The 14,981-nt window shown below is 57.9% G+C and carries 10 protein-coding genes; 7 read left to right on the forward strand and 3 right to left on the reverse strand.

Annotated features, from left to right (window positions below):
- Positions 1 to 864: 864 nt before the first annotated feature.
- Positions 865 to 3,177 (reverse strand): 5-methyltetrahydropteroyltriglutamate--homocysteine S-methyltransferase, encoded by a 2,313-nt coding sequence (gene metE / locus RX972_RS20340; RefSeq protein ID WP_316877910.1) that lies wholly within the window; start codon positions 3,175 to 3,177, stop codon positions 865 to 867.
- Between the two features lie 122 nt (positions 3,178 to 3,299).
- Here metE and metR point away from each other — a divergent pair, with 122 nt between their 5' ends.
- The 6 genes from metR (at position 3,300) to RX972_RS20370 (ending at position 10,606) form a co-directional block, all read left to right on the forward strand.
- Entirely contained in the window at positions 3,300 to 4,217 is a 918-nt protein-coding gene (metR, locus tag RX972_RS20345; protein ID WP_316877912.1) for a transcriptional regulator MetR, read from the forward strand.
- Positions 4,218 to 4,830: 613 nt separating this feature from the next.
- Positions 4,831 to 5,214 (forward strand): glycine cleavage system protein GcvH, encoded by a 384-nt coding sequence (gene gcvH / locus RX972_RS20350; protein WP_095101330.1) that lies wholly within the window; start codon positions 4,831 to 4,833, stop codon positions 5,212 to 5,214.
- 10 nt (positions 5,215 to 5,224) lie between these two features.
- A complete protein-coding gene (gcvP, locus tag RX972_RS20355) occupies positions 5,225 to 8,089 on the forward strand; it encodes an aminomethyl-transferring glycine dehydrogenase (protein ID WP_316877916.1) in 2,865 nt (954 codons plus the stop codon).
- Positions 8,090 to 8,288: 199 nt separating this feature from the next.
- Positions 8,289 to 9,410 carry a glycine cleavage system aminomethyltransferase GcvT gene (gene gcvT, locus RX972_RS20360; RefSeq protein WP_316877918.1) on the forward strand — a complete coding sequence of 374 codons (1,122 nt, stop codon included), beginning with the start codon at positions 8,289 to 8,291 and terminating at the stop codon, positions 9,408 to 9,410.
- A gap of 397 nt (positions 9,411 to 9,807) precedes the next feature.
- Entirely contained in the window at positions 9,808 to 10,020 is a 213-nt protein-coding gene (locus RX972_RS20365; RefSeq protein WP_027902257.1) for a cold-shock protein, read from the forward strand.
- A 100-nt stretch (positions 10,021 to 10,120) separates the two neighbouring features.
- Positions 10,121 to 10,606 carry an RDD family protein gene (locus RX972_RS20370; protein ID WP_231675432.1) on the forward strand — a complete coding sequence of 162 codons (486 nt, stop codon included), beginning with the start codon at positions 10,121 to 10,123 and terminating at the stop codon, positions 10,604 to 10,606.
- Between the two features lie 205 nt (positions 10,607 to 10,811).
- On the opposite strand, the gene lptG is transcribed toward RX972_RS20370, so the two are convergent.
- Together lptG and lptF are read right to left on the reverse strand one after the other, a co-directional pair.
- Positions 10,812 to 11,873, reverse strand: a complete 1,062-nt coding sequence (lptG, locus tag RX972_RS20375; RefSeq protein WP_027902259.1) for an LPS export ABC transporter permease LptG — start codon at positions 11,871 to 11,873, stop codon at positions 10,812 to 10,814.
- Positions 11,866 to 12,987 carry an LPS export ABC transporter permease LptF gene (gene lptF / locus RX972_RS20380; RefSeq protein WP_027902260.1) on the reverse strand — a complete coding sequence of 374 codons (1,122 nt, stop codon included), beginning with the start codon at positions 12,985 to 12,987 and terminating at the stop codon, positions 11,866 to 11,868. Before lptF ends, lptG begins: the two co-directional genes overlap by 8 nt.
- Before the next feature lie 320 nt (positions 12,988 to 13,307).
- Here lptF and RX972_RS20385 point away from each other — a divergent pair, with 320 nt between their 5' ends.
- Complete coding sequence (locus RX972_RS20385) at positions 13,308 to 14,798, forward strand: leucyl aminopeptidase (RefSeq protein ID WP_027902261.1); 1,491 nt, start codon at positions 13,308 to 13,310, stop codon at positions 14,796 to 14,798.
- The last annotated feature ends 183 nt before the right edge of the window (positions 14,799 to 14,981 follow it).

Consider the following 14,981-nt stretch of genomic DNA (forward strand, 5'->3'; position numbering starts at 1 on the left):
TTTATCGACTGGAATGCCGCCTTCCCGAATAAATTCGGTCCCACCGGTTCGCTGTGAGCCAAAAGCGCATGGACATTTCGTGGGAAGTTCTATGCAGGCCTGCAAACACTCGTGTGTGCGAATTCATTCGCGAAGAGGCCGGTAAATCCGCAGCCTGTTTATCGACTGGAATGCCGCCTTCCCGAATAAATTCGGTCCCACCGGTTCGCTGTGAGCCAAAAGCGCATGGACATTTCGTGGGAAGTTCTATGCAGGCCTGCAAACACTCGTGTGTGCGAATTCATTCGCGAAGAGGCCGGTAAATCCGCAGCCTGCTTATCGACTGGAATGCCGCCTTCCCGAATAAATTCGGTCCCACCGGTTCGCTGTGAGCCAAAAGCGCACGGACATTTCGTGGGAAGTTCTATGCAGGCCTGCAAACACACAGGTGGGAGCGAATTCATTCGCGAAGAGGCCGGTACATCCGCAGCCTGTTTATCGACTGGAATGCCGCCTTCCCGAATAAATTCGGTCCCACCGGTTCGCTGTGAGCCAAAAGCGCATGGACATTCCGTGGGAAGTTCTATGCAGGCCTGCAAACACACAGGTGGGAGCGAATTCATTCGCGAAGAGGGCGGTACATCCGCAGCCTGTTTATCGACTGGAATGCCGCCTTCCCGAATAAATTCGCTCCCACACAGGCTGTGTGAAAACCTCACGAGCCAATTAGCTGGCTAAAAAACGCTCAAAAAACCGCGCTCCTACGTGAGTTTGAGGTCTGTGACCCACACAAACTTTTAAAGATTTCACGTGAGCGCGCGCAGTTTGTTTTTGTCTAAGGGTTTTCACACAGTCTGCACAGGATGCGCAGTCACCTTTGAAGCTTCAGGCCAACTGGCTGCGCAGTTGCCGGGCCGCCGCCACCATGTTCACCAATGCCGCCTCGGTCTCGGGCCAGGCACGGGTTTTCAGGCCGCAATCCGGGTTGACCCACAAGCGCTCGGCAGGCACATGCTGCACGGCCTTGCTCATCAGTCGCACCATCTCATCCGTACCCGGCACGCGTGGCGAGTGAATGTCGTAAACACCGGGACCAATGTCATTCGGGTAGTCGAACGCTTTGAAAGCCTCCAGCAACTCCATGTCCGAGCGCGAGGTTTCGATAGTGATCACGTCGGCATCCATCGCCGCGATGGACTCGATCACGTCGTTGAATTCGCTGTAGCACATATGGGTGTGAATCTGCGTTTCGTCCCGCACACCGCTGGCACACAAGCGAAACGCTTCAACGGCCCAATCCAGATATTCCTGCCATTGCGCCCGGCGCAGCGGCAAGCCTTCGCGGAAGGCGGCTTCGTCGATCTGCACGATCTTGATTCCGGCCGCTTCCAGGTCCACCACTTCATCACGAATCGCCAATGCCAGCTGTTGCGCCTGCACTTTGCGGGACACGTCTTCCCGTGGGAACGACCACATCAACATAGTCACCGGCCCCGTCAGCATGCCCTTCATCAGCTTGTCGGTCAGGCTTTGTGCATAGCTGATCCAGTCCACAGTCATGGCCTGCGGGCGACTCAGGTCGCCAAAAATCACCGCCGGTTTTACGCAGCGCGAACCGTAACTCTGCACCCAGCCAAAGCGGGTAAATGCATAACCGTCCAGTTGCTCGGCGAAGTACTCGACCATGTCGTTGCGCTCGGCCTCGCCGTGCACCAATACGTCCAGCCCCAGACGCTCTTGAATCTGCACGGCATGACGGATCTCGTGGCGCATGGCATCGTGGTAATCATTGGCCGACAGCTTGCCCTGCTTGAACGACTGACGCGCCAGACGAATCGACGCAGTCTGTGGGAATGAGCCAATAGTCGTCGTCGGAAACGCAGGCAAGTCCAGACGCTGGCGTTGCTGCTCGATACGTTCGGCGAAAGCAGATTGGCGCTGGCTGTCCTCCGCTGTGATCGCAGCGATACGTGCCTGGACCTGCGGCTTGTGAATCCGCGACGACTGCACGCGGCTGGTTTGCACCGCGCGGCTTTCGGCCAACGCGCCCTCTACACTGTCGGGATCATTCAAAGCCTTGGTGAGCAGCGAAATTTCACCACACTTCTGCACGGCGAACGCCAGCCAGCTCTTGAGTTCGACATCGAGCTTGTCTTCACGACCCAGGTCAACCGGGCTGTGCAACAAGGAGCAGGAGCCGGCTACCCAGAGATTGTCGCCAAAACGCTGCTGCGCTTCACGCAACTGATCCAGTGCTTGCTCGAGATCACAGCGCCAGACATTTCGCCCGTTGACCACCCCCAGCGACAGCACTTTATAGGTCGGCAAGCGATCCAGCACCGCAGCCAGTTGGTCCGGCGCACGTACCAGGTCGATGTGCAAACCGTCCACCGGCAAAGAAGCCGCCAGCCCAAGGTTGTCTTCCAGACCACCGAAGTAAGTCGCGATGAGCTTTTTCAGCGGTGAATATTGCAGACTGTGATAAGCGCGCTCGAAGGCATTTTTCCAGTCCTGAGGCAGGTCCAGTGTGAGGATAGGCTCATCGATCTGCACCCACTCCACACCCTGCCCCGCCAGACGACCGAGGATTTCGCCGTAAACAGGAAGCAGGCGCTCCAGCAGGTCGAGCTTGTCGAAAAGTTCACCCTTGGCCTTGCCCAGCCACAGGTAAGTCAACGGGCCGATGATTACCGGCTTGACCTTGTGACCCAGAGCGCGGGCTTCATCCACTTCTTCGAACAACTGCTCCCAGCTCAACTGGAAGCGCTGATCCTGGGTAAATTCCGGGACCAGATAGTGGTAGTTGGTGTCGAACCACTTGGTCAGTTCCTGAGCATATTGCTGCTGGCCATGCCCCTGAACATGTGTACCGCAGCAGCTTTCAGCACCACGGGCCATGGCGAACAAGGTGTCCAGTGTCGGCAAACCGCGGAAATCCCGGGTATCAGCAAAGCGCTCGGGCACTACACCGAATGCCAGCGAGTGGCCCAGCACCTGGTCGTACCAAGCGAAATCGCCCACGGGCAGCAGTTCGATACCCGCATCTTTTTGCAGTTGCCAATGAGTGGCCCGAAGCTCCCGGCCTACTGTGCGCAAACCGTACTGATCGATATCGCCTTTCCAGTACGCTTCCAGCGCTTTTTTAAGTTCACGGTCAGCGCCGATGCGCGGAAAACCAAGATTGTGGGCCAAGGCCATGATGAAGCTCCTGTCGAAATATGACGCTATTGTCGACAGCCGGACCAACGTGAGACAAACTCATTGTTTTCGTGTTGATCACAAAATTCATTCATGGAGCGCAGGATTACCTGCGAGACGAGATGCTTGAGATACGCCATCTGAAAACCCTGCATGCCTTGCGCGAGGCCGATAGCCTTGTGGAAGCCGCCGAGCGCCTGCATCTGACGCAATCAGCGCTGTCCCACCAGTTCAAGGAACTGGAAGAACGAATGGGCATGCAGTTGTTTGTGCGTAAAACCAAACCCGTGCGCTTTACCAGCGCCGGGCTGCGCCTGCTGCAACTGGCGGACTCGGTGCTGCCACAATTGCGTGGCGCAGAGCGGGACATTGCCCGACTGGCGGGCGGCACCGCGGGGCGTTTGCACATGGCGATCGAGTGTCACAGCTGTTTTCAGTGGCTGATGCCAACCATCGACCAGTTCCGCGACGCCTGGCCGGAAGTCGAACTGGACCTGGCCTCCGGCTTTGCCTTCGCACCCTTGCCTGCTCTGGCCCGCGGCGATCTGGACCTTGTGGTGACGTCCGATCCGCTGGAACTGGTGGGCATCACCTACGTGCCGTTGTTTACCTACGAGGCCATGTTGGCGGTTGCCAATCAGCACCCATTGGCGAGCAAGCCGTACATCGTGCCCGAAGACCTGATCAAGGAAACCCTGATCACTTACCCGGTGGAACGAGACCGGCTGGATATCTTCACGCGCTTCCTTGAACCGGCCGAAATCGAGCCGGCGCAGGTGCGAACGTCGGAGCTGACCGTGATGATGATGCAACTGGTCGCCAGCGGCCGTGGCGTCTGTGGCATGCCCCACTGGGCGTTGCACGAATACAGCTCACGAGGCTATGTGAAAGGCAAACGCCTGGGCGAAAAAGGTTTGTTCGCTACACTCTATGCCGGAGTGCGAACCGACATGCTGGACGCGCCCTACATGCGCGACTTCCTGCTGACTGCCAAGGACACTTCGTTCTCGACGCTGGATGGAGTGAGTGCGGTGCGGTGATGGTGTGAACGACGCAGAACCTGTGGGCGATTCTATGTTGGCATGCAAACGCTGATCACGGTGGGAGCGAATTCATTCGCGAAAGCGGAATTCCAGAAGAAAGAGATGTATTGAATGTACCGGCCCATTCGCGAATGAATTCGCTCCCACACAGACTGTGTGAAAACGTAGCGAGCGACGGCAAGACAAGGCAAAAACAGGCGAAAAAGCGGAGTCTAGGTGTTCTAAATGAGCATTTTTCGCCTGTTTTTAACGCAGTATTGTGCGCGTAGCACCGAAGGTGCCCAGCCTGCAGTAGTTTTCACACAGTCTGCACAGGACTTCGTTCAGCCAGTGCCAGCAACGGCCCCCACAATCGTATCGATTTCAATACACCGTAACGATTTCAATACGGAATTGGCATGCCCGCCGCCGCCAAGGCTCTGATCCGTCGAAAGTTTGTAACCGGATACAGGTTGTATCGATTTCGCTACACCGCAAATCATTGCTAGATATTCAATATCATATAACTAGCTGATTTATATAACAAAAATAAAACTGGCCGCATATTTGCTAAGTGATTGTCATCAATGCTAGCGCCTGCCGCGAGCATCAAGTCACCTTAGGAGTATCTATGAGCGAGTTGCGATTCACCGTCGATCACGAATGGCTGCGGGCCGAAGCCGATGGCAGTGTCACGGTAGGCATCACGCCTTACGCGCAAGAATCTCTGGGTGATGTGGTTTACGTGCAACTTCCTGAGCTGCAGACCTACGCCAAAGACGCCGAAGCTTCGGTCGTCGAATCAGTGAAGGCAGCCAGCAGCATCAACATGCCACTCGATGGCGAAGTGGTTGAAGTCAACCAGGCCCTCGACGCCACCCCGGAACTGGTCAATGAAGACGCCCTGGGCGCCGGCTGGTTCTTCCGCTTCATTCCCCAAGACGCCAGCGCTATCGATAGCCTGCTTGATCAGGACGCCTACGACCGCCTGATCAAAGCCAACGCCGAAGCCTGAGGAGCAGACCATGACTGACCGTATTCAATTGACCACCGCCAACGAATTCATCGCCCGTCACATCGGCCCACGCGCCGATGACGAGCAGGCCATGCTGCAAACCCTGGGCTATGACTCGCTGGAAGCCCTGAGCGCCAGCGTCATCCCGGAAAGCATCAAAGGCACCAGCGTTCTGGGCATGCAGCCAGGCCTGAGCGAAGCAGACGCACTGGCTTCGATCAAAGCCATCGCGAGCAAGAACCAACTGTTCAAGACCTACATCGGTCAGGGTTACTACAACACCCACACGCCTGCGCCGATCCTGCGCAACCTGCTGGAAAACCCGGCCTGGTACACCGCCTACACGCCTTATCAGCCAGAAATTTCCCAAGGCCGTCTGGAATCACTGCTGAACTTCCAGACCCTGATCAGCGACCTGACCGGCCTGCCAATCGCCAACGCCTCGCTGCTCGATGAAGCCACGGCCGCTGCCGAAGCGATGACCTTCTGCAAACGCTTGAGCAAGAACAAGAGCAGCCACCAGTTCTTCGCTTCCAGCCACTGCCATCCGCAAACCCTCGACGTGCTGCGCACCCGCGCTGAACCACTGGGCATCACCGTAGTTGTCGCTGACGAAGCAGAGCTGACCGACGTCAGCCCGTTCTTCGGCGCACTCCTGCAATACCCCGCCAGCAACGGCGACCTGTTCGATTACCGCGAACTGGTTGAGCGCTTCCACTCCTCCAACGCTCTGGTCGCCGTCGCGGCCGACCTGCTGGCCCTGACCCTGCTGACGCCGCCCGGTGAGTTCGGTGCAGACGTGGCCATCGGCAGCGCCCAGCGTTTTGGCGTGCCACTGGGTTTTGGCGGCCCGCATGCTGCTTACTTCTCGACTAAGGATGCGTACAAGCGCGACATGCCTGGCCGTCTGGTCGGTGTTTCCGTGGACCGTCACGGCAAGCAGGCCTTGCGTCTGGCCATGCAGACCCGCGAGCAACATATCCGTCGCGAGAAAGCCACCAGCAACATCTGCACCGCCCAAGTGCTGCTGGCCAACATCGCCAGCATGTACGCCGTTTATCACGGCCCACGCGGCCTGACGCAAATCGCCAACCGCGTGCATCACCTGACTGCAATCTTCGCCAAGGGCCTGAGCCAGCTGGGCCTGAACGTCGAGCAGCAATACTTCTTCGACAGCGTGACTGTGAACACCGGCGCTGATACCGCAGCGCTGCATGCCAAGGCACGCGCCCAGAAGATCAACCTGCGGGAAATCGACGATCAGCGTCTTGGCCTTTCACTGGACGAAACCACCTCGCAAGCATCGGTCGAAGACCTGTGGGCGATCTTTGCCGGTGACGGGCAAACCCTGCCGGACTTCGCAGCACTGGAACAAAGTGTTGAAGCGCGCCTGCCGCAAGCACTGTTGCGCGAGTCGGCCATCCTTAGCCACCCGGTGTTCAACCGCTACCACTCTGAAACCGAGTTGATGCGCTACCTGCGCAAACTGGCCGACAAGGACCTGGCGCTGGATCGCACCATGATCCCGCTGGGCTCGTGCACCATGAAGCTCAACGCAGCCAGCGAAATGATCCCGGTGACCTGGGCTGAGTTCGGCAACCTGCACCCGTTTGCACCTGCGGACCAAAGCGCTGGCTACCAGCAACTGACCGACGAACTGGAAGCGATGCTTTGCGCAGCCACCGGTTACGACTCGATCTCGCTGCAGCCTAACGCGGGCTCTCAAGGTGAATACGCCGGCCTGCTGGCGATCCGTGCCTATCACCAGAGCCGTGGCGACGAGCGCCGCGACATCTGTCTGATCCCCCAATCCGCTCACGGCACCAACCCTGCCACCGCCAACATGGCAGGCATGCGCGTTGTTGTGACGGCGTGCGATTCGCGTGGCAACGTTGACATCGAAGACCTGCGCGCCAAGGCCATCGAGCACCGCGATCATCTGGCCGCGATCATGATCACCTACCCGTCGACCCACGGCGTGTTTGAAGAAGGCATCCGCGAGATCTGCGCCATCGTTCACGATAACGGCGGCCAGGTTTACATCGACGGCGCCAACATGAATGCCATGGTTGGCCTCTGCGCACCGGGCAAGTTCGGCGGCGACGTTTCCCACCTGAACCTGCACAAAACCTTCTGCATCCCTCACGGCGGTGGCGGCCCGGGCGTTGGCCCTATTGGCGTCAAGTCGCACCTGACCCCGTTCCTGCCGGGCCACGCGACCATGGCCCGCAAGGAAGGCGCAGTCTGCGCAGCACCGTTCGGCAGCGCGAGCATCCTGCCAATCACCTGGATGTACATCAGCATGATGGGCGGCGAAGGCCTGAAACGCGCCTCGCAACTGGCGATCCTCAACGCCAACTACATTTCTCGCCGCCTTGAAGAACACTACCCGGTGCTCTACACCGGCAGCAGCGGTCTGGTGGCTCACGAATGCATCCTTGACCTGCGTCCGCTGAAAGAAACCAGCGGCATCAGCGTTGATGACGTCGCCAAGCGCCTGATCGACTTTGGCTTCCACGCACCGACCATGTCGTTCCCGGTTGCTGGTACCTTGATGATCGAGCCGACCGAAAGCGAATCCAGAGAAGAACTGGACCGCTTCTGCGACGCCATGATCAAGATCCGCGAAGAGATCCGCGCAGTGGAAAGCGGCGTACTGGACAAGGAAGACAACCCGCTGAAAAACGCCCCGCACACTGCGGCGGAAATCGTCGGCGAATGGACCCATCCTTACAGCCGCGAGCAAGCGGTGTATCCAGTTGAGTCCTTGATCGATGGCAAATACTGGCCACCGGTTGGCCGCGTCGACAACGTGTTTGGCGACCGCAACCTGATCTGTGCCTGCCCGTCCATCGAGAGCTATCAAGAGGCGTGATCGAGCCACCGAGATAATATCGGGTCTGTTGAATGACGGACCTGTGGGAGCGAATTCATTCGCGAATGCGGTATTTCAATCGACGGATATGCGTCGGATGTACCGGCCTCTTCGCGAATGAATTCGCTCCCACGGGCTGACCTCCTCAGTTCCGTCATGACCTCGGCCCCGATCCATCTGAACACTCAAGGAATCGATCATGACCGAACAACTGCTCACCACCCCGCTCCACGCCCTGCACCGTGAACTGGGTGCCAAAATGGTGCCTTTCGCGGGCTACGACATGCCGGTGCAATACCCGGCTGGCGTGATGAAAGAACACCTGCACACCCGGGAAAAAGCCGGGTTGTTTGATGTGTCGCACATGGGCCAGATTCGCCTGAGCGGTGCCGATGCCGCCAAGGCACTGGAAGCTCTGGTGCCGGTGGACATCATCGACCTGCCCGTCGGCATGCAGCGTTACGCAATGTTCACCAACAACACCGGCGGCATCCTTGACGATCTGATGGTCGCCAATCTCGGCAATGACCAACTGATGCTGGTGGTCAACGCTGCCTGCAAGAACGACGACCTTGCCCACCTGCAGAAACATCTGGGTGAGCATTGTGAAATCCAGCCCCTGTTTGAAGAGCGCGCCCTGCTCGCCCTTCAGGGTCCGCAGGCAGTAACCGTGCTGGCGCGTCTGGCGCCGGAAGTCGCAAAAATGACCTTCATGCAGTTCGCCAGCGTGCAGTTGCTGGGCGTGGACTGCTACGTCAGCCGCTCGGGCTACACTGGCGAAGACGGCTACGAGATTTCTGTACCGGCCGATCAGGCTGAAACCCTGGCCCGGCGCTTGCTGGATGAACCGGAAGTGGCCCCGATTGGCCTGGGTGCGCGCGACTCGCTGCGTCTGGAAGCAGGCTTGTGCCTTTACGGCCACGACATGAACACCGAGACAACCCCCATTGAAGCCAGCCTGCTGTGGGCTATTTCCAAAGTTCGCCGCGCTGATGGCGCTCGTGCCGGCGGCTTCCCCGGTGCCCAGCAGATCTTTGCTCAACAACAGACCGCCCCAGCCCGCAAACGCGTTGGCCTGTTGCCACAGGAACGCACGCCTGTGCGCGAAGGCACAGATATTGTCGATGCCCACGGCAACTCGATTGGCACCGTATGCAGCGGCGGCTTCGGCCCCAGCCTTGGCGGTCCTTTGGCGATGGGTTATTTGAACAGCGCGTTTACCGCACTGGACACTCAAGTCTGGGCGGTAGTGCGCGGCAAGCAAGTACCGATGCTGGTCAGCAAAATGCCTTTCGTTGCACAACGCTACTATCGCGGGTAAGTGCCAGTCGCGGCTGATTAACGGCGTCAAAAAAATACGGCGGCTAACGCCTATATCAGCCGCTTGTATTACACGCACTAAACAGCAGCGTAATAGCCAAAACAGCGCACTCGAAGAGTGCGCCTAACAGTAAAAAACTATCGATTCCTGATAACTGGTAAATATTTTAAAACGCCGCGAAACCGCCTGAATCCGGGCACCAGACAGGGGCTTGTGTTTGTAATAAGAGTTAGCGTAGAGTTTCTCAACTGTGTTTGCATGGGTCGCTGAATCGGGACCTGGGCAGTAGCGCCAAGTTTGCTACAACCCGCTCTACGCTTCTTAATTCCTGCAACCAGCCCAGTACTCTTTCATGTGAAAGAGGCTGTCATCAATTCAAGTTCCAGGGAATAAGAAAATGGCTGAACGTCAGAGCGGTACCGTCAAGTGGTTTAACGACGAGAAAGGTTTTGGTTTTATCACTCCAGAAAGCGGTCCGGATCTGTTTGTGCACTTCCGCGCTATTCAGGGCAACGGCTTCAAGAGCCTGAAAGAAGGTCAGAAAGTGACTTTCGTTGCGGTGCAAGGCCAGAAAGGTATGCAGGCTGACGAAGTTCAAGCCGAAGCGTAAGCCTTGGAACATGAAAAGCCCCCTGGTATTGATATCAGGGGGCTTTTTTGTGGGCGCGAGTCAGTAACATGCACGCTTTCGATGATTGAGAACCGCTGCCATGTCCCGACACCTGCTTAGCCCGCAAGGTGACTTCCCGCCCGCGAGCCTGGGCCGTCGCCTTGCTGCGATTTTCTACGACGCGCTGCTGTGCTTTGCTCTGCTGCTGGTCACAGCCTTTATCTACAAGCTGGTGTTGATGGCGTTCATTGGCGAGGCCCGACTGAAGGCGATGTCGGAATCGGGCTCGCTGGACGGCGACCCATTCCTGTCTACGATTTTGCTGCTGGTGATATTTGGTTTCTTCGCGAAATTCTGGACTCACTCAGGGCAAACGCTGGGCATGCAGGTGTGGGGCATCCGCGTGCAGAACGCCGATGGAAGCGGAATCAGTCTGCTGCAAGCGCTGCTGCGCTTCATGGTGTCCATCGCATCGTGGCTGTGTTTAGGGCTGGGGTTTATCTGGGCGTTGTTTGATAAGCGGAATCGTAGCTGGCATGACCTGTATTCCAATAGCCAGTTGGTGCGGGTGCCGAAGAAGCGGTAGAACAGCTCATCTTTGCGGGTGGGTGGTCGTACCATTAATGCGTTGCCTGATACATCGTCATCGCGGGCAAGCGCGCTCCTACAGTTGAATCACGATCTTATGTAGGAGCGCGCTTGCCCGCGATAGCTGTAGTAAGTTCGCCACGGTACTTAACTGCACACACAAAAAAGCCGACACGAAGTCGGCTTTTTCACAGTTGCGAACCTTACCCGGCCCTGCGCAACAACAGCACCCCGGCCAATGCACAGACACCCGCAGGCACCAGCACTGCAAACAACGGCGAGAAGCCAAACACAAGGCTCGATGGCCCCAGCAGGTCCTGCACGATGCGGAAGGTGAAACCCACCAGCACGCCGGTAAACACCCGCTGGCCCAGCGTCACGGAGCGCAGCGGACCGAAGATGAAGGAAATCGCCATCAACACCAACGCGACCGTTACCAGCGGCTGCAGAACCTTGGTCCAGAACGCCAGCCAGTAACGGCCATTGCTCAGGCCTTGATCGGCCAGGTAGTGCGCGTATTGCCACAAACCGGTGATCGACAGCGAGTCAGGCGGCATGACGACCGTGCTGAGCAACTGCGGACTCAGCGCAACGTCCCAACGCTCGTCAGCGGTCTTGATCACCTCGGTGCTGCCATCGCGGAAGAAGGTGGTGGAGATGTCGTTCAGCGACCAGTGATCTTCGTTGAACTTGGCCTGTCTGGCGAAGCTGGCGCTGAGCATATGACGCTCATTGTCGAAACGATATCGTGTCACGCCGTACAGAATGCCGTTAGGTTGCACTGAGTTGATGTGAATGAACTCATCGCCCTGACGGTGCCACATACCGTGGCGTGCACTTTGCGCATCACCACTGCCCTGCGCCAGAGAACGGTTGGCCTGAGCCTGGTTCTCGGCTGCGGGAGCTACGTATTCGCCGATCAGTACACCGGCAATCATCAGCACCAGCATTGGTTTCATGACCGCCCAGACGATACGGCCGATAGACACGCCAGCGGCACGCATGATCGTCAGTTCGCTGCTGCTGGCCAGGCTGCCCAGGCCGATCAGGCAGCCAATCAGCGCCGCCATTGGCAGCATTTCATACACACGCCGTGGCGCAGTCATCAATACGAAGCTGCTGGCATCCAGCAAGGTGTAGCTGTCGCTGATGTCACCCATTTCATCGATAAAGGCGAACAACGACGCCAGACCGAGAATGATCCCGAGAACCGCCAGGATGGCAACGAAAACGCTTTTGCCAATGTAACGATCGAGCTTAACCATGAGCCACCTCCGACGCGCTGCGGCGACTCGCCATCTTCAAGCGCAGCGGCTCCCAGTACAAAAGCCCAAGGCCGATCAACAGAAACAGCACATGCACCCACCAGATTCCCAGCGCCATTGGCAGCTTGCCTTTCTCCAGTGCACCGCGCACCGCGATCAGCATGGTCAGGTAAGCCATATAGAGAAGGATTGCAGGCAGCAGCTTCAGATAACGACCCTGACGCGGGTTGACGCGGGACAGTGGCACTGCCATCAAGGTCACGATGAACACCAGAATCGGCAGCGAGATACGCCACTGCAGTTCGGCTTTATTGCGCAAGACATCGCTGCCGAACAGGTCGGAGGTCGGAATGGCTTCGCGGTCAGTGATCTCGTCGCTGATGTCCGGCTTGGGCAGCATCGCGCCATAAGTGTCGTACTTGATCGCCCGATAATTGGCCTCACCCGGATTGCCGTCATAACGATAGCCGTTCTCCAGGATCAGGAAGCGGTTGCCGTCCGGCTTGATCTCCTGGTGGCCTTTTTCTGCCACCAGAACGGTAATCCCGCGGTCCTTGCTCTTGTCGGAGGAGACGCGCTTTTCCGAAATGAACACGCCGCCCAGATTCGAACGGTCTTCGGAAAGCTCCTGGGTATAAGTGACGCGAGTACCATCGCGCAGCGCCTGGAAGCGGCCTGGCACTAACGTATCGAATTCGGTCATCGCGTCCTGCTTGTTAATAAGCAGGGAGAACTGGGTCGCGCCTTGCGGTGCCAGGCTGAAACTCAGCCAGGCAACCAGCAGCGCCACCACGGTCGCTGGCGCCATGGTCATCCACAGCAAACGCTGCTGGCTCATGCCGGTCGCGGCAAGAACAGTCATTTCGCTTTCAAGGTAAAGCCGACCGTAAGCCAGCAGAATCCCCAGAAACAGACCCAGCGGCAGGATCAATTGCAGGAAGCCGGGCATACGAAAGCCCATGATCATGAACAGGACGCCCGGATCCAGCGCCCCGGACGCAGCCTGCGCGAGGTACTTGATGAAGCGTCCGCTCATGATGATTACCAACAACACGGCGCTCACAGCGCTCAGGGTAACCAGCACTTCTCGGGACAGATAACGAAAGACGATCAAACCAGACACTCCAGGGTCGCCAGGCTCAGGCAGCCAGACAAGAAAAGGTACTAGCAGTGGCGGCAGATTCAACACAGGTCTGCCAAAAAATATGCGGCATTATCCTGTGAATGAGGTCCTCTGTCACTGCGTGCTCCGGATAGTTCTCTCGGAAACGTCCTGCACAGAGCCACATTCACATGTTTTCCGGGGTTGTCAGCGATCCCGTGGCGGGGTCAAACTGCGGGCCTTGTCGTTGGCATGTTGATGCGAAACACCCGCTCCCTGCCGCGCACGTCATTCATTTCGCGATAGCTCATCGTTTATTCGGGGACCCCGACATGGAATTGGTTGTTAAAAGCGTAAGTCCAGAAACCTTGAAAACCGCGACCCTGGTCGTCGCCGTAGGCGAAGGCCGCGCGCTCAGCGACGCTGCAAAAACCGTAGACGCGCTCAGCGGCGGCGCCATCAGTGCAGTGCTCAAACGTGGTGACCTGGCAGGAAAGGTGGCTCAAACCCTGCTCCTGCACAACCTGCCCAATTTGAAAGCCGAGCGCGTTTTGCTGGTCGGTACCGGTAAAGAAGCAGAATTGTCTGACCGTCAATTCAAGAAAGTCATCAGCGCCGTGCTGTCGACTCTTAAAGGTTTGGGCGGCAGCGACGCAGCCATTGCGCTGGATCAGGTCGTCGTCAAAAACCGTGATACCTATGGCAAGGCACGTCTGCTGGTAGAAACCCTCGCCGACGGCGAATATGTTTTCGATCGTTTCAAGAGCAAGAAAGCCGAAGCCAAAGCGCTGAAAAAGGTCACCTTGCTGACCGACAAGATCAGCGTCGCCGATGTAGAGCGTGCAGCTACTCACGCACAGGCCATCGCCGCTGGCATGGCGTTCACTCGCGATCTGGGCAACATGCCGCCTAACGTCTGCCACCCGGTTTATCTGGGCGAACAGGCGAAGGCGCTGGGTAAAGCACACAAGAACCTCAAGGTTGAAGTTCACGACGAAAAGAAACTCGCCGAACTGGGCATGGGTTCGTTCCTCGCCGTGGCACAGGGCAGCGCTCAGCCGCCACGCCTGATCGTGATGAACTACTCCGGCGGCAAGAAAAGCGAAAAGCCTTTCGTGCTGGTCGGTAAAGGCATCACTTTTGATACCGGCGGCATCAGCATCAAGCCTGCTGCGGGTATGGACGAGATGAAGTTCGACATGTGTGGCGCTGCCAGCGTGTTCGGCACCCTGCGCGCCGTGCTGGAACTGCAACTGCCGATCAATCTGGTGTGCGTCATCGCCGCCGCGGAAAACATGCCGAGCGGCACCGCGACACGTCCAGGCGATATCGTCACCACCATGAGTGGCCAGACCGTGGAAATCCTCAACACTGACGCCGAAGGCCGTCTGGTGCTGTGTGATGCGTTGACCTACGCCGAACGCTTCAAGCCTCAGGCCGTGATCGACATCGCCACCCTGACCGGCGCTTGCGTTGTAGCATTGGGCGGTCATACGTCTGGCCTGCTGGGCAACAACGACGCGCTGATCAATCAGTTGCTCGACGCTGGCAAATTTGCCGACGACCGTGCATGGCAGTTGCCGTTGTTCGACGAATATCAGGAACAACTGGACAGCCCGTTCGCCGACATCGCCAACATTGGCGGCCCGAAAGGCGGCACCATCACCGCAGCCTGCTTCCTGTCGCGCTTCACCAAAACCTACGACTGGGCGCACCTGGACATCGCTGGCACAGCCTGGCTGAGCGGCGGCAAGGACAAGGGCGCCACCGGCCGTCCTGTGCCTTTGTTGACTCAATACCTGCTCGACCGCGCTGGCGCGTAAGGCACACGGGGCGGTCCGCACGGTGTCACTGACACCGTGTGTTCACGCAACAACGCTACCTCTGTAGGAGCTGCCGAAGGCTGCGATGGCGGTGTGTCAGGGCAAACGCTTTCGCAGCCTACGGCAGCTCCTACAAAAAATGCATTTCAACTCGGTAAACTGCATTTTGGTTGTTCAGAGACA

Source organism: Pseudomonas syringae group sp. J309-1 (assembly GCF_032582135.1).
GTDB classification, from domain to species: Bacteria; Pseudomonadota; Gammaproteobacteria; order Pseudomonadales; family Pseudomonadaceae; genus Aquipseudomonas; species Aquipseudomonas quasicaspiana.